This is a genomic window from Actinoalloteichus fjordicus, from assembly GCF_001941625.1.
In the GTDB taxonomy this organism is placed as follows: Bacteria; Actinomycetota; Actinomycetes; order Mycobacteriales; family Pseudonocardiaceae; genus Actinoalloteichus_A; species Actinoalloteichus_A fjordicus.
Window position 1 is genome coordinate 3924564 of record NZ_CP016076.1, and the last position, 19745, is coordinate 3944308.

Annotated in this window: 14 protein-coding genes and 1 pseudogene; 1 reads left to right on the forward strand and 14 read right to left on the reverse strand. The window is 68.7% G+C overall.

Annotated features, from left to right (window positions below; translation table 11 throughout):
* Window positions 1-33: 33 nt before the first annotated feature.
* The 12 genes from UA74_RS17055 to UA74_RS17115 form a co-directional block, all read right to left on the reverse strand.
* Window positions 34-711 carry a GntR family transcriptional regulator gene (locus tag UA74_RS17055; RefSeq protein ID WP_075741160.1) on the reverse strand — a complete coding sequence of 226 codons (678 nt, stop codon included), beginning with the start codon at window positions 709-711 and terminating at the stop codon, window positions 34-36.
* 52 nt (window positions 712-763) lie between these two features.
* Window positions 764-1978, reverse strand: coding sequence for a metal-dependent hydrolase family protein (locus UA74_RS17060; RefSeq protein WP_075741161.1), 1215 nt, complete (start codon window positions 1976-1978; stop codon window positions 764-766).
* Window positions 1975-3657: a DUF885 domain-containing protein gene (locus UA74_RS17065; protein WP_075741162.1), complete on the reverse strand. Its 1683-nt coding sequence runs from the start codon at window positions 3655-3657 to the stop codon at window positions 1975-1977. The genes UA74_RS17060 and UA74_RS17065 overlap by 4 nt, the downstream gene beginning before the upstream one ends.
* 1 nt (window position 3658) lies before the next feature.
* On the reverse strand, window positions 3659-4489 hold the full coding sequence (locus UA74_RS17070) for an ATP-binding cassette domain-containing protein (protein ID WP_075741163.1): 831 nt from the start codon (window positions 4487-4489) through the stop codon (window positions 3659-3661).
* The gene (locus UA74_RS17075) at window positions 4486-5313 is read right to left on the reverse strand and encodes an ABC transporter ATP-binding protein (protein ID WP_075741164.1); all 828 of its coding nucleotides are present in this window, start codon (window positions 5311-5313) and stop codon (window positions 4486-4488) included. The genes UA74_RS17070 and UA74_RS17075 overlap by 4 nt, the downstream gene beginning before the upstream one ends.
* Window positions 5310-6305 carry an ABC transporter permease gene (locus UA74_RS17080; RefSeq protein ID WP_075741165.1) on the reverse strand — a complete coding sequence of 332 codons (996 nt, stop codon included), beginning with the start codon at window positions 6303-6305 and terminating at the stop codon, window positions 5310-5312. The genes UA74_RS17075 and UA74_RS17080 overlap by 4 nt, the downstream gene beginning before the upstream one ends.
* On the reverse strand, window positions 6305-7222 hold the full coding sequence (locus UA74_RS17085; RefSeq protein ID WP_198042752.1) for an ABC transporter permease: 918 nt from the start codon (window positions 7220-7222) through the stop codon (window positions 6305-6307). The genes UA74_RS17080 and UA74_RS17085 overlap by 1 nt, the downstream gene beginning before the upstream one ends.
* Window positions 7223-7229: 7 nt before the next feature.
* Window positions 7230-8951, reverse strand: coding sequence for an ABC transporter substrate-binding protein (locus UA74_RS17090; RefSeq protein WP_075741166.1), 1722 nt, complete (start codon window positions 8949-8951; stop codon window positions 7230-7232).
* A 102-nt stretch (window positions 8952-9053) separates the two neighbouring features.
* Complete coding sequence (locus tag UA74_RS17095) at window positions 9054-11015, reverse strand: glycoside hydrolase family 127 protein (RefSeq protein ID WP_157434263.1); 1962 nt, start codon at window positions 11013-11015, stop codon at window positions 9054-9056.
* 392 nt (window positions 11016-11407) lie between these two features.
* Window positions 11408-12838 carry a non-reducing end alpha-L-arabinofuranosidase family hydrolase gene (locus UA74_RS17100; RefSeq protein WP_075743918.1) on the reverse strand — a complete coding sequence of 477 codons (1431 nt, stop codon included), beginning with the start codon at window positions 12836-12838 and terminating at the stop codon, window positions 11408-11410.
* 1300 nt (window positions 12839-14138) lie between these two features.
* Complete coding sequence (locus tag UA74_RS17110) at window positions 14139-16187, reverse strand: hypothetical protein (RefSeq protein ID WP_075741168.1); 2049 nt, start codon at window positions 16185-16187, stop codon at window positions 14139-14141.
* Window positions 16184-17095, reverse strand: coding sequence for a 5'-methylthioadenosine/S-adenosylhomocysteine nucleosidase family protein (locus UA74_RS17115; protein WP_075741169.1), 912 nt, complete (start codon window positions 17093-17095; stop codon window positions 16184-16186). Before UA74_RS17115 ends, UA74_RS17110 begins: the two co-directional genes overlap by 4 nt.
* Before the next feature lie 298 nt (window positions 17096-17393).
* On the opposite strand from UA74_RS17115, the gene UA74_RS17120 reads away from it, so the two are divergent.
* A complete protein-coding gene (locus UA74_RS17120; protein ID WP_075741170.1) occupies window positions 17394-18131 on the forward strand; it encodes an NUDIX hydrolase in 738 nt (245 codons plus the stop codon).
* Between the two features lie 25 nt (window positions 18132-18156).
* On the opposite strand, the pseudogene UA74_RS33680 reads toward UA74_RS17120, so the two are convergent.
* Together UA74_RS33680 and UA74_RS17130 are read right to left on the reverse strand one after the other, a co-directional pair.
* A pseudogene (locus UA74_RS33680) lies at window positions 18157-18567 on the reverse strand (NUDIX domain-containing protein); the annotation flags it as partial.
* Window positions 18568-18751: 184 nt separating this feature from the next.
* On the reverse strand, window positions 18752-19459 hold the full coding sequence (locus UA74_RS17130) for an NUDIX hydrolase (RefSeq protein WP_075741172.1): 708 nt from the start codon (window positions 19457-19459) through the stop codon (window positions 18752-18754).
* Window positions 19460-19745: the final 286 nt, after the last annotated feature.

Below are 19745 nucleotides of genomic sequence, written 5' to 3' on the forward strand. Positions count from 1 at the left end.
CGCCCGCGTCCCGACGTCGCCCGCCGCGCCGCCTCAGGACGCGGTCGTCTCCGAACGACCGGCCCACCAACCGCTGATGTGGCCGAGATGCTGGTGCATCAGGGCCTTGGCACCCTCCGCGTCGCCCGCCTCGATCCGGTCGAGCAGCAGATGATGCTCGGAGGCCGACTGGTCGAGCTGGCGTGATTCGAGCATCGTCACCAGCCCGACCAGCCGGGTCCGCGACCGCAGATCGGCGATGATCTGCGTCAACAGCGGATTGGCCAGCAGTTCCGTGAGCGCCAGATGGAACTCCCGGTCCGCCTGGAGATAGGCGTGCAGATCACTCGTCGTGGCGCCGGTGACGATGGCGTCGGCGAGTGCCCTGAATCGGGCCATGTCGACCGGGATGCCGCTGGCGGCCAGGTCCCGCATCGCCGAGGGCTCGAGCCGCTGCCGGACGTCGAGGAGTTGATCGAGGATCTCCTCGCTCACCGTCGTGACCCGGAACCCCTTGTTGCGCACCGGAGTCACGAAGCCGCGCTTCTCCAGATCGAGCATGGCCTCCCGCACCGGCGTCGCCGACATCTCGTACTGCGCCGCCAACGTCGGCACCGTCAGGAGGGAGCCGGGGGCGAGCTCCCCCGACACGATGGCCGAGGACAGCGCCTCCTCGACCTGAGCACGCAGGCTCAGCTGCCGCTGGATCTTCGAGCCGGACAGGTTCCTCATCCTCTTTCGCTCACGCCGTCGACCTGCAGGCCTGATGGTGATGGTCGGTCGCTCAGCGTAGAACTCCGCGCTGGATCACCGCGCGCGGCTTGGCCTCGTCCCACAGCAGCGACGCGTCGGTGAGCGGGTCGCCGCCGAAGACGACGAGATCACCCGACCGGCCCTGGGCGATCATCCCGAGGTCGGAGCGTTGAATGGCGCGAGCGTTCACGGCCGTGGCGGCCCGCAGGGTCTCCAGGACGCCGTCGACGTCGATCTGGAGCCGGAGGCCGAGGAGCTGGTCATCCTCCAGCTCGCCCATCAGGTCGGAGCCGAAGCCCACGGGCACCCCGGCGTCGCGCGCGATCCGGATCGCCTCCTTGCCTGCGGCGAGCACCTGTCGGTTCTTGGCCTGCCCGGTCGCCGAGAGGCCGATCGACACTCCTCGGCGTTCCATCGCGTCGTAGGCGACCAGGGTCGGGATCAGGTAGGCACCGTGTTCGGCCGAGATCGCCGCGGCGCGTTCGTCCATCAGGTTGCCGTGCTCGATGGTGCGCACGCCGTTCTCGACCGCGTGGATGATCGCCTCGGGCGGGTAGGCGTGCGCGGCGACGTAGCTGCCGCGCCGGGCCGCCTCGTCGGTGGCCGCGCGCACCTCGTCCGCGTGGTACTGAAGGAACTGGATCGGGTCCGTCGGCGAGACGACGCCGCCGGAGGCCATGATCTTGATCGCGTGCGCCCCGGTGCGGAACCGCTCCCGCACGGCCCGCCGCACGGAGTCCGGACCGTCCACCACCTCGGAGAGATGGGCGTGCGCGGCGCAGTGGTCGAGGTCGCCCTGCCGGGGGTCGCCGTGTCCGCCGGTCTGGCTCAGCGCGGGTCCCGTGTAGAGGTACCTCGGCGCCCGCACGTAGCCGGCGTCGATCGCCTTGGCCAGGCCTGCGTCTCCCCCTGCGACGTCGCGCACGGTGGTGAAGCCCCGATCCAGCGCTCGGTGCAGGCGGTCGGCGCCGACCAGCGAGACGTAGCTCAGCGGCGACGACTCGATCGTCATGACGTCGATGCTGGTCCCGTAGGCGTGGAAGTGGGCGTCGATGAGTCCGGGGGTGACCGTCCGGCCGCCCGCGTCGAAGACCTCGCCGGTGCGGGGAAGATCCCGGCCCACCTCGGCGATGACGCCGTCGACCACCGCGATCTCGGTCGCATCCTCCAGGATGCGTTCGCCGTCGAAGATCCGGGCGTCGACGACCGTGATCGTCCCGGTCGCCGTGCTCCTCGCGTTCGTCACGCGCGTTCCTCTCCCTCGTGGTCGGCGGCCCTGACTCGGATCGCCCGTTCGATCTCGTCCGCCAGCACGGCCAGCGGCACGCTGCCGAGCCCGAGCACGGCGTCGTGGAACCAACGGATGTCGAAGTCCGACCCCAGCGTGTCCTCGGCGAGGCGACGCAGTCGCATCACCGTCGACTGCCCGATGAAATAGGCGGTGGCCTGGCCCGGCCACGCGATGTACCGGTCGATCTCGGTGACGATCTCGTGCTCGGCGATGGCGGTGTTGCTCCGCAGGTAGTCCTGTGCCCGCTCGCGGCTCCAGCCGAACGCGTGCATGCCGGGATCGACGACCAGCCGCACCGCCCGCCACATCTGGAAGCTCAGCATGCCCATCGTCTCAAAGGGATCGCGGTACATCCCCATCTCGACGCCCAGCCGCTCGGTGTAGAGCGCCCAGCCCTCCCCGTAGGCGGAGATGTAGACGTGGCGCCGGAAGGCGGGCAGATCCGCCAGCTCGCTGGCCAGCGCGATCTGGAAGCAGTGCCCCGGCGCGGCCTCGTGCAGGGTGAGCGCGCAGAGCGAGTACAGGGGCCGGGCGGGCAGGTTGTAGGTGTTCAGCGTGTAGCGGTCGATCCCGCCGCGCCCGAACGTGTAGTAGGGCGCGAGTTCCGGCGGCGGCTCGATGATGCCGAAGCGCCGCAGTGGCACGCGACCGAAGTACTCGTGGACGACCCCGTCGAAGCGCTTGGCGTGCCAGGCGGCCTCCTTGAGCAGGTCCTCCGCGGTGGTGGCGTAGAACCGGGGATCGGTGCGCATGAACTCCAGCATCCGAGGCACGTCGCCGTCGAAGCCCGCCTCCTCGGCGACCGCGACCATCTCCTCGCGGATGGCGGCCACGCTCTTCTCCCCGAGCGCGAAGATCTCCTCCGGGCTCAGCTTCGTCGTGTTGTACTCGGCGAGCTGGGCCAGGTAATAGTCCAGGCCGCCGGGGCCCGCCGTCGCCGCGATCTCCTCGGGCAGGCCGGGGAAGTACTCCTCCTCGAGGAACCGCAGCAGCTCGACGTGCGCGGGGATCACCGACGAACCGATCACCTCGAGGGCGCGGGCGAGCAGCGCCTCGTCGACGATCCCGGCCTCGCGGGCCGATAAGAAGGGTGCGGCGTAGCGGGTCTGCTCCGCCGAGGCCGCCGCCGCGACGGACCGCACCGGGTCGGCCCGGCCCGCCATCGACACCCGGGCGGGCCCGAAGCCTCGGGCCAGCCCGGCGCGCATGTTCTGGATGTGCTGGGCGAACCAGCGGGGCAGGTCGGCGAGCTGCGTCACGAACGCCTCGGCCTCCCCGGCGTCGCGCAGCGTGCCGTTCGCCCGATCGGCGTGCGTCGTCCAGAACGCCGTGTCGGCGTTGGCGGGCCGCTCGAACTGTCGGTGCTCGACACCCGAGACGAGCGTCTCCACCTGCTGCACGTACACCGCGAGGTCCACCCGCGTCGACGCGTCGAGTGCGTCCGTGTCGAGGGCGCGTACCCGGGCGAGCACGTCACGCCAGTGCCCGGCACGACGCTCGTGCGCCTCGGGGCTCTCGTCCGGCAGGAAGGCGTCGACGCCGAGCGCGGAGCCGTAGTGCTGACGGCCCAGCTCGCCGAGCCGCCACTCCCACTCCTGTTCGCTGATCGTCCGGAACGTCTCGGCCGCCGTCATGTCAGTCCTGCCCTTCTGGTGGCGTCCACTCTCTTCTCCGTCTCTCCCACTCGGGGTTGATCCTCGGCACGGCCGCCAGCAGCGCCCGCGTGTACTCCTCGCGCGGCGCGTCGAAGACCTGATCACGACTGCCCTGCTCGACCACTCGCCCGCCGCTCATCACCGCGACGCGGTCGGCGAGCCGCCGCACGACCGCGAGGTCGTGGGCGATGAAGACGTAGCTGAGCCCGAGGTCGCGTTGCAGGTCCCGCAGCAGGTCGATCACCTGCGCCTGCACCGACACGTCCAACGCGGAGACCGCCTCGTCGCAGATCACCACCTTCGGATTGACCGCCAGCGCACGGGCGATCCCGATGCGCTGTGCCTGACCACCGGAGAACTGATGCGGATACCTGGTCGAGTGGTCGGGGTTCAGCCCGACCCGCTCCATCAGCTCCTTGCAGATCTGCGTTCCGCCCTTGCGCGGTGAGAGGCCCTGATAGCGCAGCGGCGCCGTGATGATCTTCTCGACGTCGTGTCGCGGATTCAGCGAGGAGTAGGGGTCCTGGAACACCACCTGCACCGTGCGGCGGAAGGTCCGCAGCCGGGCCGGGGGCGCCGAGGTCACGTCCTCGCCGTCCAGTTCGATCGTCCCCGAGGTCGGTTCGTCGAGGCGGGCCAGCAGCCGGGCCGTCGAGGACTTCCCGCTGCCCGACTCGCCGACGACGGCCAGTGTCTCCGACGCGCCGACTTCGAGGGTGACGTCGTCGACCGCCCGGAAGGCCGGGCCGCGTCGGCCCCCGGTCGCGTACTCGCGGACGAGGTTGCGCCCCGCGAGGATCGGCGTGTTCATGCCCCGGCCTCCTCGACCTCGTCGATACGCGGCGTCGCGTCGAGCAGCTGCCGGGTGTAGGCGTGGCCGGGCCGGGAGAACACCTGCTCGGCGGTGCCCGCCTCCATCTGGCGGCCGTTGCGCAGCACGAGCACGTCGTGCGCGACCTCGCTCACCACGGCGAGATCGTGGGTGATGAAGAGCATCCCGACCCCGGTGTCGCGCTGTAGTTCGGTGAGCAGCGTCAGGATCTGCGCCTGCACCGTCACGTCCAGCGCGGTGGTCGGCTCATCGGCGATGATGATCTCGGGCTCGCAGACCAGCGCCATCGCGATCATGATCCGTTGGCGCATCCCGCCGGAGAACTGGTGGGGATAGTGGTCGAACCGCCGCTGCGGCTCCTTGATGCTCACCCGTTCCATCGCCTCGATCGCGATCTTCTTCGCCTGTGCCGAGGTGGCCCGCCGATGAGCGCGGAAGGCCTCGGCGATCTGGAAGCCGACGGTGTAGTAGGGATTGAGCGAGGACAACGGGTCTTGGAAGATCATCGCGATCCGCTCGCCCCTGATCGCCCGCATCTCCCTGGCGGAGCGTTCCAGCAGCTCCTGATCGCCGAAGCGGACGGAGCCCGAGGTGCGCGCCTCGGGCGGAAGCAGTCCCATGATCGCCAACGAGGTCATGGACTTGCCGGAGCCGGACTCGCCGACGACGCCGAGGGTGCGCCCCGAGCGGAGGGAGAACGACAGGTCGTCAACGACCGCGTCCTCGGGATCGGGACCGAAGGCGACGCGCAGTCCGGTGACGCGCAGCAGCTCGTCGTCCTGGCCGGTCGGTGCGGCGTTCATCGGGTTCCCTTCCTGACACGCGGGTCCAGCAGGGGATAGAGGAGGTCGACGACGATGTTCATCAGCACCACCGCGGCACCCGCGAGGAGGGTGACGCCCATGATCACGGGCTGGTCGTTGGTGCCGATGGCGTCGTAGGCGAGCTTGCCGACGCCGTTGAGGCCGAACACCGTCTCCGTGATGAGCGCCCCGCCCAGCAACGCCGCGAAGTCCATCCCGAACAGGGTGGCCACCGGTGTCAACGACGGCCGCAACGCGTGGCGCGTCAACAGCTGTCCCTTGGGCAGGCCCTTGGCGCGCGCCGTGCGGACGTAGTTCTCCGACAGGGTCTCGATCACGTTCGCCCGGGTCATCCGCGTGTACATGGCGGCGTACATGATGGAGAGCACGATCCACGGCATGAGGTAGGTCTGGAACCACCGCAGCGGATCCTCGCCGAAGGCGACGACCGTCGGGAACGGCAGCACCTCGAGCTGGACGACGAGCAGCCACTGCAGGATGAGCGCGACGAAGTAGTTCGGCAGGGCGATCCCGCCGAGCGCGAGGCCGGTGGCCCCGCGATCCCACCACGTCCCCGCCTTGACGGCGGCGATCAGGCCCGCGCCGACGCCGACGAGCAGCCACAGCAGCGCCGCGCCCACCGCGATGGTGACGGTGACGTCGATGCGGTCGCCGATCATGGTCATGACCGACTGGCGGGTCTGGAAGCTGTACCCCAGACACGGCGCCTCGCAGACGATCGCGGTGGGGCCCTCGCCGTAGGTGCGGCCGACGAAGATCCCGGCCAGGAACACCCAGAACTGGACCCAGAACGGATCCTCCAGCCCGAGCCTGGTGCGGATGTCCTCGATGCGTTCGGGGGTGCACGTCTGCCCGCAGATGCTCAGCGCGGGGTCGGGTGTGAGGACGAAGAACACGACGAAGGTGAAGAAGACGACGGCGAGCAGGACGAGCACGGCGCTCATGAGCCGTCGGGCGATGTAGAGGGGCATCAGTGCTGCGTCCTCCTCTGCAGAGTCGCCTGGAGCGTGTCACCGATCACCATGAACGAGAGCACGGTCAGGGTGAGGAACAGGCCGGGGATCATGAAGAACATGGGGTCGGAGGCGTACCAGGGGACAGCCGAGGAGATCATCTGCCCCCAGGACGCCGTCGGCGGCCGCACGCCGACACCGAGGAACGACAGCCCCGCCTCGGTGGCGATGAACGTCGGCACCGACAGCGTCGCCATCACCGTGATCGTCCCCACCAGGTTCGGCAGGACCTCCTTGAACACGATGGCGATCCGGCTCGCCCCCGAGGCCCGCGCCGCCTCGACGAACTCGCGCTGGGCGATCGACATCGTCTGCCCCCGCACGACGCGCGCCGTCGCGGGCCAGCCGAACAACGCCAGCACGACCACCAGCAGCATGGGCCGGTTGCCCTGCGGCAGCGCCGAGAGGATCGCGATCATGAAGATCAGCGCCGGGAAGGCCATCAGGAAGTCCATGACCCTCGACACGATCTGGTCGACGATGCCGCCGAAGAACCCGGCGAGCACGCCGAACACGACGCCGAGCACCGTGGTGACGGCTGCCGCGCTCACCGCGATCGTCAACGACACCTGCGCGCCGTAGACGATGCGGGCGAAGATGTCCCGGCCGTTGAGCGGCTCGACGCCGAACCAGTGTTCGGCGCTCATCCCCCCGAAGGGGCCGATGGGCAGGCCCCCTCGGATGGGATCGATCTTGTCCTCATGGAACTCGTACGGGCCCGAGCCGCTGATCATCGTCAGCAGCGGCGCGAAGACCGCCATGAGGACGACGATGCCGAGGAAGATGAAGGAGGCGATGACGGCGGGCCGCCGCCATCGACTTCCCCCGCGTCTGCGCACCGCCTGCCGCGTGAGTGCCTGTGTGGTCATCGCCATGGCGACGTCACCCCTGCGGGTTCTTCAAGCCGACGGACGAGTAGTCGACGTACCCGCTGCGGGCGGAGCTGGCGAAGGCGTTGCCGATGTTCTCGCCGACCATCTGCAGCGGCGTCTCCCGCACCAGCGGCACGACGGGGGCGAACTCCATGATCTCCCGGTCCAGCTCGCCGTAGGCGACGTTCTGCTCGTCGACGTCCGCGATCGCCTCGATCTCGTCGAACCGGTCGTTGATCACCGACTCGTCGAACTGGCTGATGTTGGTGTTGCCGGTGTCGGTGACGTTGTCGCCGTCGAACAGCGGAGTCAGCAGCGGGTAACCCGACATCCACGACGAGCACCAGCCCGTGATGGCCAGCTCGTTCTGCTGGGCGGGGGTGGCGATGACCTCGTAGAAGGTCGCCGCATCGATGACGTTCAGCTCGACGTTGATGCCCACCGCCCCGAGGGACTGCTGCACGGACTCCGCCTGGGCCTGCCACTTCGGCAGCGCCCGGACGTCGAGGGTCAGCGTCAGCTCGCCCTCGGCGATGCCCGCCTCCGCCAGGAGTTCGATCGCCAGGTCCTGATCCGTCGGGTAGAGGTCGAACTCCTGCCGTTCTGGCACCGACGGCGTGAGCATCGTGTGCGCCGGTTCGGCCATCGCCGGGCCGCCGGTGGCGGTGACGACGCTCTCCTTGTCGACCGCGTGGTTGATGGCCTGCCGCACCCGGACGTCGGACAACGCCTCGTGGCTGTTGTTCATCGACATGTACATGGTGCAGGTGGGCAGCGAGCGGACGGTGCGCTGCTGGAACGCCGGATCGGACATGACCTGGGCGAGGGAGGCAGGCTGCAGGCCGTTGGTGCTCGACGCCATCGCGTTCGCGTCAGCGCCCTGCCCGGAGACCATCCGCTGGTCGACCGTGTTGCCGTCGATCCCGAAGAGGAACTCGTAGCCGTCCGGCGACGCGGCGCGGGTCTCGTCGGTCGCCGGGTCCCACTCCTCGTTGCGGACGAGCGTGAGGCGTTCGCCCCGCGTGTACTCCTCCACCCGGTACGGACCGGACGAGATGGGCTGCTCATCCAGCTGGTCCACCGTCACCTCGCCCACCGGGAACGGCGTGAAGGGCTGGGTGGCGGCGACGGCGTCGAAACCGGCCAGCGGCCCCTGAAGGGTGAACACGATCGTCTTGTCGTCCGGCGTCTGGATGGAGTCCAGGCCCTCCGGCGCCGCGTAGACGCCTGCGTACTCCCTGGCTCCGTCGATGATCTCGTGGAAGTCCGAGCCGATCGCCAACGCGGGGTCCAGGGACCGTTCGATGCCGTACTTCACGTCGGCCGAGGTGATCTCGCGGCCGTCCTCGTACCGCAGTCCGTCCTTGAGCGTGTACGTCCACTCGGTGGCGTCCTCGTTGGACTCCCCCGGGCCGACGGCCAGGTCGCCCACGATCTCCAGCTCGCCGGTCTCCTCGTCGTAGACGAAGTCGGTGAGCTGGCGATAGATCAGCTCGTAGACGTTGTTGACATTGCCGTCGTTGCCCATCGCCGGATCGAGGTGGGAGAGGTCGACGGTGCCCAGCACGGTCACGATGCCGCCCTGCTCGGTCTCCCCGGTGTTGAGGGCGAAGCCGCCGTCGGTGGTGACGACGTCGTCGGCGTCGTCTCCGGACCCGCCGCATGCGGTGAGTGTCAGCGCGGCGACCGTACAGATTCCGATCGCGGCGCGTGCTCTGCGATGTGTGGCCATGATTCCTTCACTCCCGGATGCGTCGGGGGGTACTTGAGTGCCCTGAAGAGAGCGGGTGCTGCGAGATCAGGTGGTGCGGAAGAGGGGGTGCCGCGGTGGGCATCACCCGGCTCGGAGCCAGACCCGCATGGCGCCGGGTCCCCGGTTGGCCCACAGCCGGTACGGCACGAGGTCGACGGTGGTCGGCTCTCCCGCCGGTTCCGGCTCGTCGGCCGTCCCGAGCACCGGGTACAGCTCGGCGGACGTCGACGGTCGCGTTCGGACGTCCACTGCGATGCGGAGGACGTCGGTGTCGGGATCAGAACCGAGCCGGTCGACGCGGACGCGGGCGGAGCCGAGGTCGGCGGGGCTCAGGACGATGTCGTCGAGCGGAACCTGCTGGTCCTGCTGCTCGGCGCAGTAGACGACGGGTCCTCTGGCGACGGCGATCGAGCCTCGGAGCGCGTCGACCGCCGGGTGCGCGCCGTGGAGGCGCACCGGCATGGGCAGGTCGAGTTCGACGACGGTGCCGGGTACCCAGTCATGACGCAGCCGAAGCCAGCCGTCGACGGCCTCGACCGGCACCTCCTCGCCTGCGACCCGGGCGGTCGCGCCGTCGGCCCAGGCGGGAATCCGCAGGGCGAGTTCCGCACCCGGTTCGGCGCGGCCGACCGTCAGGGTGACTCGCCCGTCGTCCGGGTAGGCGGTCCGGATGCTCACTGCGATCCGCTCGGTGTCGACGTCGGCGTCGGCGTAGACGATCACCCCGACGCCGGTCTGGGTGGCGACGGCCAAGTGGTCCGGCAGCTCGGCCATCCAGCGGATGACGTTCGGCGGGCAGCACGCGCACCCGAACCACTCGCGGCGCGGCGGCGATCCGGCCGGGGCGCCGCCGCCCTGCCGGTGTTCGGGACGACGCTGCAGCGGATTGTCGTAGGAGAAGGCGGTGCCCCGCTGGGAGAGCGCCACCGCGTAGGCGTTGTACAAGATCCGCTCGAACACGTCGCCGTACCGCGCGTCCCCGGTGGCCAGCAGCAGGCGCCAGGCCCACTGCATCGTGCCGATCGCCGCGCAGGTCTCCGAGTAGGAGCGTTCGGAGGGCAACTCGTACCGGTCGCCGACCGCCTCGTCGGAGTGTCGAGCGCCGAGCCCGCCCGTGAGGTACAGCCTGGTGTCGAGCATGTCGTCCCACAACCGTCGGGACGCGTCGAGCAGCGCGGCGTCGCCCCGCTCGATCGCCACGTCGGTGGCGCCCGCGGCGAGGTAGACCATCCGCACGGCGTGGCCGCGCAGCCCGGTCAGCTCCCGGAAGGGCGCGTCATCCTGGAAGTAGTCGGGCGAGAAGAAGGTCGCCGGAACGGATTCGTGCCCGCGCCGGTCCACGAAGGACGCGGCGAGGTCGAGATACCGTCGGTCCCCGGTGTGCCGGGTCAGCTCGACGAGGGCCATCTCCACCTCGGGATGTCCGCACGCGTCGCCCGTGTTCGCGAACCGGGTGACGGCCAGATCAGCGAACCGGACGGCTACCCGCAGTAACCGATCGTCGCCCGCCTGTCTGCTCGCGGCCACGGCGGCCTGCACGAGGTGCCCGAGGTTGTACAGCTCGTGCCCCCAGGCGAGGTCCTCCCAGGGTTCGCGCGCGGTGTGCTCGTTCTGCACGAAGGAGTTGAGATACCCGTCGGCCCGCTGCGCCCGTTCGATGAGGTCGACGGCCTCGTCCCAGAACGCCGTCACCTCCTCGCCGACCTCGTCGCGGCCGATCTCGTAGGCGAGGCCCTCCAGGGTCTTGTAGACGTCGGTGTCCAGGAACGGGTAGCGCCCGACGTACTCCGCTCCGGTCCCCTCGGCGACGGTGCGCAGATTGCCGAGGGTGCCCGCCTCGCGCAACTGCGCGATGGTGTGCGGGATGGTCGCCGCCCGGTTGCGCTCCTGCCAGTCGGCGAGCAGCCCGCCACGCAGGACGACGCGGTCGGCGGGAGTCACGGGCACGCGGTCGGGCGTGGGTCGCACGGCGGCGAGGGGGCCCGTGCCCGGGGCGGGCTCGGGGATGCTCACCCCTCGATCAGCTCTCGTCGAACGGTCCATGCGTGGGTCCTTTCGCCGGCCAGCCCCATGTAGTGGGTGACACACTACTGAGAAAAGCGCTGCTGTAAAGGGGTGAAAACGCAGCGAAATACTTCCTTAACTTGCGGGCCTGTGCTCCCGTGACCAGGCCGGACCCGGGCGCGTCACGGGATCGGCGGCTCGATCGCCCGCTCGGCGGGCAATCGGCCTGCCCCTCGGCGCGACGCCGCCTGCCCCCTCCCGGCTCGTCGGCGACCTCGCCGCGGACGCTCGGGGCGAGGGATCGACGGTGCGCCGGGACGGCGCCCGGCGCCTGAGCCCGAGGCGCCGCCCCTCGGTCCGTCGCAGCGGCCTGCTCGGCGGCGGCGACGGACGCGAGAGACGGCGTCGGCTGGTCTCCCCGATCCGGTGGATCAGCAGGGAGAGTTCGTCTGGGTCAACAGTCCCAGCCGCCACGGCAGGCGGTTGTAGTCGCCGCCCGCCCCGGGGTCCAGGCCCTGATACAGGTAGCGCAGATCGCAGGGGCTGATCTCCATCGTCTGGTCGACGCCGGAACGCAGCATCTCGCCGTGACTGATGTCCCTGCTCCACTGTCCGCCTGGGAACGTCACGTTGTTGGCCCGAGCGAACGGGCGGGACTCGCTGTCGGCGAGGGCCGTCCACGGTCCGGTGATCGCCGGAGCGGTCCAGGACCGGAACCACCGTCGACCGTCCGAGCCGATCGCCTCGTGCACCAGGAGGTAGCCCTGATCGCCCTGAATCCGGTAGACGTTCGCCGCCTCGAACAGCCGGTTGCGGTCGGCGTCCTCCATCGCGATCACGGTGTTGGTGAATCCGGCGGGGAAGTTCGCGACCGTGGTCTCGGACCGGTATAGGTGACCGTTGTCGTCCGAGGAGAACAGGTAGCACATCGCCGCGTCGCACACCGTCCAGAAGTCGACCCAGTAGCCGTCGCCGATGTTGTCCCGGATGATCTCGGGCATCGCGGAGTAGAAGTTCCTCGGCGCGGACCAGGTCTCCGGCCTGGTGATGTCCGTCGTCGTGGAGTAGGAGCCGCCCGCGCCCGTCTGGTAGACGAGGTACCACAGACCCTGCGGGGCGAAGTAGAACACCTGCGGCGCCGCTCGGTAACCGGGGCCGATCCCGGACTGGTCCAGGTAGTGGTGTGGTGCCGACGACGCCTGGGACCAGTCACTGAAACTGGTGTACACCATGTTGTATCCGTCGGTGTACACCGTCGCGAACACATGCCACCGTCCGTCGTGATAGACGACGGACGGGTCCTTGACCGACACCGCCGGGTGGCCCGAATCGGGTTTGGGGCTGATGATCGGCCCGGTGGACGACCATTGGAAGGAGTTCGGCAGGCTGCCGTCCGGCGGCTGCGGCGTGGTGCCGCCCGTACAGTTCGTGCCGTTGAGACTGAAGATCGTCGGCGGCGGTGTCGTCGTCCCGGAGGTCGTGCCGTTGAAGCCGAATGACACCGAGCCGCCCGCCGGGATGCGCGCGTTGTGGCCGGCATCGCGCGCGACGACCTGGGAGCCGTTCTGCGTCACTGCAGCGTTCCAGGCATGATCGACCCCCTGTCCGGCGGTGAACGACCAGGTCAACGACCAGCCGTTCACCTCGGAACCGAGGTTCCTGATCGTCACGTTCGTGGTGAAGCCGCCGGGCCACTGTGCCGCGGTCGCATAGTCGACCGAGCAGCCTTCCTGTGCCTCGGACGCAGCAGAAGCGGCGGCGGGAGCGCCGGCGGCGGTGAGCAGTGCAGACGCGAAGAGCAACGCGGACGCCGTGGCGACCGACCGCGACAGGGCGGCCGCGAGGCGTCGGGATACGGACATGAGCATCCTTTCGTGACAGGAATGCGACGTCGTCTCGGCTCGCGATCCGGCAGCGGGTGACCTCGGCGAATCGGGCCGGGGCAGGCCGGTGAGTCGAATGAGGTCAGGTCTGGTGGGGCAGGCGGGGACCACTGCGGACGGGGCGGTTCGTCGCTCCTCTCGTCGCACGCCACCTGAGACGAGCGGTCCTTAGCGGTCCGCACGGGCTGATCACACGATCGACGGCCGCTCCGACGGCAGTGCGCGACACACCTCGCACGTCCGACGGAATTGCGTCGGCGCGACAAAGGATTCCCAGATCAGGTCGCTGAACCGGCATATTCCGCAGCTCGGCGAGGATTATCACGGCGAATTCGTCGAGTCTCGACGACAGCGCCCGCAGAAGAGCCGAGGAGTCACTCCGGAGAACTCGACGAGGACGTCGTCACCGACGACGAACACAGCAGGCGAATCCACACCGTCCGGCGGGTGTGCCGTCGTCGTCGGTCACCGTACGAGAACGTCGCCGCCCGCCCGGAACGAGCAGGATCTTGGTGGCGGCCACCGCGTCGATTCACGATGTCGATGCGCGGCGAGGTGGACCGTACCGGTGACTCCTGATCGGCGGGAAGCGGTCGTTCCTCCTCGGCGAAAGGATCGATCGCATCGGGACTCCTCACGTCGGCATTGACGGTGATCACGGCGACGCACTCCCTGTGGAACCTCTCGGGAACCGACAGATCCCAGACCGATGACAACATATCCTCACGTCACGTCGATGCGCAATACACCAACGGGACGACTGCCGAATAATGCACCCAAGAAGTGATCGTGTCGCGATCGATCGTCGTTCGACGAAGAATTCCATCGATGTCATCGAAGAATTCGGGAGGCGACTCCGCACCCGATCGGCAGCCTTCGCTGCCGCCGCAGGCCCGGTGTCCGAAGGTGGCGACGGCGGTTCCGGGTGATGAAGGTATCGGCAGCCGTCCCCACTCCCCCGGGCTCGGCCCGCCCGACTCGCGAACGGCTCGGCAGGATCGACCCGGCCTGTGGCCAGCCACCCACGACACAGGCCTTCCGGTGCTGACGTCGATTCTCCAGGGCAGGGGACGACGGGCGGTCTCCGGCCGGCGATGCGCCGCCAAACCGAAGAGATCCGCCCGCCTCCGGTTCTGATCAGTCGGCGTGCCGCCGTCCGCAGTCGTCTCCAGGCCCGGGCTCGACACGCGGTGGCCTGCCGAAGGTCGGCGAGTCCCCCGCCGCCCCGACGTGTCTCGATCGCAGAAGTCGTCCCCGCCTGGCCTGTTCCGTGCCGAGACTAGGCCGTCCAGTCACGCGACCACCGCGCACGGCGCTCTTCGTCTCGGAGGATCCATTCCGATCCCTCTGCCGCCACCGCCTCGAGAATCGGAAGCGCCGCGTCGATTCCCGAGGTCTGCAGGGCTGCCGAGAACAGCTCCGAGTCGTTCTCGACGACGTCGTCCTTCTGCTGACGGAAGTTCTCGGCGACGACAGTGATGGCGTCGCCACTGAGCAGCGTGAGCCGGAACGTGCGGCTCCGCAACGACTCCACCAGGCGGAAATCCTCGCCGACGACCTCCGCGGCCCTGGCCCCCTTCTCCGTCACCGAGGCCGAGGCCAGCGAGTTGTAATTGAACAGGTTGCGGCGCTCGTCGCGCGCCTCTCCGGTGAGGAAGTCCAGATCGACGCGCGCCTCTCGCACACCGCTTCTGGTGAGAAGAAATATCTGTACGGAGTACCGCGCGAAACGCGGCGGCCCTTTCACCACTCGCGCACGGGCGCCGTCGGCGCCCTCCGTCATCACGACATGGGTGACGACGTCGTGTTCGCCCAGCTTCGCGCGCCGCATCGCGTCATTCCGCAGGTAGATCTTGTCCAAGGCAAGCCACCGGGCCATCTCTGCATCCGTCGGACGATCGGCGAGTTCGCGACGACGCTCCTCGTAGGCCGCGGTCTCCTGCTCGAGGAGATCTCGCGCATCCTGCAGAAGCAGCTCGTCGGCCCGCCGAAGCCCCATGAGGTGCGTGATCCTCTCGACCGCGAGACCGCCTCCGAGTCCGAGGAGCACCACGGCGAGGTACGCGCCGCTCAGTGCCAGAACCGTCACTGCGGCTGACGCCAGTACGACGCCCACGGTGCACAGCCGAGTAGACCTCGGCTCGCACGGCACGGGGAAACAGAACAGCTCTTGCGTCCGCCAGCCCGACGCAACACGTCGCGCATGCCAGCTGATCAACCAGTCTACTTTCGCAGGTTCCAGGCGGGCATTGCCGTACTGAGCCACCAGTCGTCGTTTGAGGTGGTCACGGATGCCGCCGACGTACCGGGGCCAGTCGCCCGCCTGATGCGGACGGGCGTCGGTGAAGCGCTGATCCACGAGTTGGTAAATCTCCTTGACGAAGGCGGTGGGAACCCAGTGTCCAGGTGAGACGGCCGCGAGCGGAGCTCCCGGCATGACCTCGCTCCGCCGTCGTTGTTTCCAGGCCTGCCAGGCCCGACGGGTGATGCCGTGTTTCACAGCAAGATGACCGCCGACTGCCACCAGTGGCAGGAACACCAGGAAACCGGCCATCGTCGAACCCGCCATCGCCTGCCAGAGACCGAACCCCGTCAGCAGCAGCCCGATGATCATCCTCGGCCAGGTCCCCGGCTCCGGGACGGACGCCGGTGGCACGCTCAGACGTGGTGTCGCCGGGTCCGGCTCGAAGAACTTCCACGCTCGGGCCCGCCTACCTGGCCGAAATCGTTCGATGGTGATCCGCTGGGCACGAGCGGCGTCGAGACTGGCCTGTTCGGCGGTGCCGAGGATCATCTGCAGATGCAGATGGATCTCCTCCTGTCGGGCGTCCGGCAGAGTCTTGAACGAGGCGACCACCTGGGAACTGTCGTCGGCCTCACCCTGCATCCGCATCCGTGCGAACGTCAGGAATTCCCAGACCACCTCAAAGGCGGCGCTCCACTCGTCGTGTCGCAGCAAGGCGAGCATCTTTCGAGCGTCGCTGATCGAATCGACGTGCTCCGTCTTGATGTCGTGGAACGACCGATCACTGACCACGGCGAGGAAGTAGTGATAGGCCCGCTGAGTGGTCCCCTCCCCCGTGCTGAGGAGTTCGCCGAGGATGCGCTCGGCAGGTCGAGGCGTTCCTCCCGCGAGGAAGTTTCGGGCGACCTCGTGCCTGCGTTCGGGGATGTCGCCGGGATCGAGGTTGTAGACGTTCTCGTTGTGGACTGCGTTGCCGTAGAGCGCTCCGATCTGTTGACCTACCGTCGCCCCGTCGCGCGCCTCGTTGCGGCTGCCACCACCACGCCGGTCTGACATCGTCGCGCTGAATTCCGCAGTGTTCACCTGGAGTCCGCTCCCCAAGTCAGCGTGACGCCCCCGTGGTTGACTCCGAACTGCTGGCCGACTCGTGCGTTGCCCTGCGCGACATTGGAGACACGAACCGCTTCGCCGCCGGCATCGGCATTGCCGGGTTCGGCTTCCGATTGCTGGTCGTTGCGTGCTCCGGCCGCCTCGTCGATCGCTGCGGCGAGGGCGACGGCGAACGCCGCCGCGTTGCGCGCGGCGATGCGTTGCGAGCCCCGGCCGTCGGTCAGTTCCTTGGTCCCGTCTGCGTGATCGCTGATGGACCTGATGGTCACCATGGGCACGCTGCCGCTGAGATGTCCGGCGATGGCGAAGCCCGAGCTCTCCATCTCGATCGCCACCGCGTCGTTGAAGTTCTCGCGAATCCTGGTCGCCACCGGCGAGGTTCCCGAGTTCAGTACGACGTCTCCGGCAGCGATCGGCTCGAAGTGGACGCTCGGCGCGACTCCCTCGCCCGGACCTGCGAGGCCGCCATACCAGGCGTCGCTCCTGGGCAGCCGACGAGCCACCTGCTCGAGTTCGTGTGAGGCGTCCCATGACCGTGGACGCACCAGGAAGGCGTGATCCTCGCTGCGCCCCCCGTGATAGGCGTGAATCTTGGTGCCCACCACGACATCACCGATCTCCAGCCAGGAGCGGAGTCCGCCTGCGACGCCGACGAACATCACCGCCCTCGGGGAGAACTCCGTGATCGCGCGTTCGGTGAGGGCGGCCGCGCCGAGGGTTCCCGGACCGGTCACGCCGAGCGCGACCCGCGTGGCCGACCGCCCGGCCGGTGAGCCGACGTCGAAGAGGGTCCCTGCTCGGTGTGGGTGCACCTCGACATCCACCAGATGTTCGAGGACTGCCTGCTGTTCGACCGGCAACGCGGTCAGGATCACGATCATCGCTCGTCTCCCATGAGGACCTCTCAGCCGAGGTCCGCTCGTTGTGCACAAGGGTGCGGGGGCGAGTCCGCGAGACGGCCCGAACGATCTGTGTCCACAGCGATCGGCCCCGTCCGATGGGGCCGATGTGCCTGCTGTGACGAAGATCAGCGCGGGAGGAGGCTAGCCGAGCCGGTTCCTTCTCGTCAATCTGACGCTAACGAGCCGCGCCGTAGGCCGACACGAGATAGCATGCGTCTGCGGCGAGCCGCTCCGGACACGCCGATTCCCGCCCGCCGCAGCATCCGAAAGCGACGTCATGCCCGAGGCCCCATGGACGATCCCCTCGATCGCGATCGCCGTGGACCTCGCGGTGTTCACCGTCATGGACGGCATGTTCCAGATCATGCTCGTCGAACGCGGTGTCGAGCCGTATCGAGGTCTGCCCGCCCTGCCCGGCGGATTCCTCCACGATGCCGGGGAGAGCCTCGACGCCGCAGCGGCGCGCGAACTGGCGGAGGAGACCGGTCTGGACGCATCCCGGCTTCACTGGGAACAGCTCGGCACGTATGGCGAACCGGATCGCGATCCACGGCAACGTGTCGTCACGGTCTGCTACCTCGCTTTCGTCGTCGGGACGGCGACACCGCAGGCAGGCGGCGATGCTCGTGCCGCGTCCTGGGTTCCGACGTCCACCATCCTGAAAGGAGACACCCAGCTGGCCTTCGACCACCGCCAGATCATCGATGCGGCGGTCGAACGGGCGCGCAGCAAGCTTGAGTACACGACTCTCGCGGCAACCTTCTGTGACCCTGAGTTCACGGTCACCGACCTCCGCCAGGTGTACGAGATCGTGTGGGATGAGCATCTCGACCCGCGGAACTTCCATCGGAAGGTCACCGGTGTGACGGATTTCCTGGTTCCGACGGGACGACAGACGGTGCGACACGGAGGTCGCCCGGCAGCCCTCTTCCGGCGGGGTTCCGCCCATCTCCTCCACCCGGCGATGTTGCGCCCTTGTCCACCGAGACCGGCATCCGCCATCCAAACCTCCTGAAGACGGCGTCACCGATGATGTCCCGGTGGTCGAAGGCGAGTTCCTCGATCGCGAACAGTTCGGGCAGGCCGACCCACGCCGCCCGGCTCGCGTCGTCGCCCCCGACGACCGGCGGCGCGCCGGGAAGGTAGCCGTGATGAGCCACGCTGACGACGGGGCCTCGAGGGTCCCGACCGGGTCGCCCATAGCAGCCGAACCGCTGCAGACGATCTGCGGCCAGTAGAACCCCGGTCTCTTCGCAGAGCTCGCGGGCGGCGGCGTCCACCGGGCGCTCGCCCGGTTCGACGAATCCGCCCGGCAGCGCGAGCGCCGCCCGATACGGCTCCTTGGCGCGCTCCACGACGAGCACCGACAGCACGCCGGTCTCCTTGGTGAACAACACCACGTCCGCCGTCCACCGCGCGGCCTTCGACTTCGGTCGACAATGAGTGTTCATGGTGATCACGCTAGGTTATTGTCAGATTGACATCAAGTACTTGACCAGCCCCTCCAACCGGAGCATCCTCTTATGGTCTCGTTGACCACAAGGGGTGATCCGGTTCGGTGTCCATCTGGTCTCGGCGTCTGCGCGCTGGCGGGCGCCCCCAGAAGCAACTCGTCGGCCTGGCAGCTCCGCCGACTCACGAGGCCGCCGGCCGGGGCCTCATCATCGGCGGCGTCAGGGTTGCCGCATCGCCCGCCCGGAACAAGGCGGCAGGCCTTCCGTTGACGGTGGCACGTCTACGGCCCGTCGCGATGACGAAACCTTCTGCCTCGGTGACCTTGCGGTGGAAGTTGGATCTGTCCAATTCGACCCCCCACACGCGCTCGTACACCTCCCGAAGATCACTGATCGTGAACTCTGGAGGGCAGAAGGCGGTGGCGATGGTGCGGAACTGCAGCTCCGCACGAGCCAGTTCCAGCGCGTCTCGGAGGATCTCATCGTGGTCGAAGGCAAGGCCGTCAGCGAGTGTGCGGACCTCGGCGATCGGCAGCCACCGTGCCGTTCGGGCATCCGATCCTGCGGACGGGAGTGGAAGGTCCGGAGCGATGGCCAGGTGAGCGCACGTGACCACCCTCGGACGACGCGGATCGCGATCCGGCCTGGAGTAGACGCCGACCTGCTGGAGATACAGCGTCGCGGCGTCGACTCCAGTCTCCTCCGACAGCTCTCGCGCCGCAGTCTGCTCGATACTCTCGTCACCACGCAGGAATCCCCCCGGCAACGCGAAACGCCCGAGGAACGGCTCGTTGCCCCGCTCCACGACGAGCAGACACAGTGCTCCGTCTCGGATGGTCAGGATCACGAGGTCTGCGGTGAACATGAGGACCTGGCGGGCGCGGCTCATGCCGGGGAGGGTACTGAGCGCGAAGGCCTCGACCCCCGTGGAAGGCCTGCTCAGGACGAAGAGAACGGGAGCTGCCCGATGATTCGGTCGGCGCTGTCGCCGGTCCAGGACCGGGCCGTCAGCACGACCCGCGCCCGCCGAACAGGCGGGCTCTCGCTCGGCCCAGCCACCCGGCGGCGAACACCAGGTCGCGCACCTGACCGCGAAGGCCCGCGACCGGTGGTCCGGCCGCCGCCCTCGGCCAGACCACGACGTCTCGCAGGCGCGACCGCCTGCGCTGCGACGC